Source organism: Paenibacillus agri (assembly GCF_013359945.1).
Classification (GTDB): Bacteria; Bacillota; Bacilli; order Paenibacillales; family Paenibacillaceae; genus Paenibacillus_AQ; species Paenibacillus_AQ agri.
Map to the genome: position 1 here is coordinate 1 of NZ_JABWCS010000080.1, position 256 is coordinate 256.

General features: G+C 43.8%; 1 rRNA gene. It reads right to left on the reverse strand.

The features are described from left to right. A 23S ribosomal RNA gene (locus tag HPT30_RS00365) occupies positions 1-112 on the reverse strand; the annotation flags it as partial. Positions 113-256 lie beyond the last annotated feature (144 nt).

The following is a 256-nucleotide window of genomic DNA, read 5'->3' on the forward strand; positions in this document are numbered from 1 at the left end:
ACCCCCGGATCAAAGCTTGCTTACAGCTCCCCGAGGCAGTTTCGTTGTTCGCCACGTCCTTCGTCGGCTCCTGGCGCCTAGGCATCCTCCGTGTGCTCTTATTAGCTTAACCTCAATTTTTCCCGAAGGGAAAATATCGTATCAACTAATAACTATTTCAACTTGTTTACACAAGTTTCAGCTAAAAGATGTTCTAAAACGCAAATTCGTTTCGGTATCCAGTTTTCAAGGATCAAGGTAAAGATGAGAGCTTAAA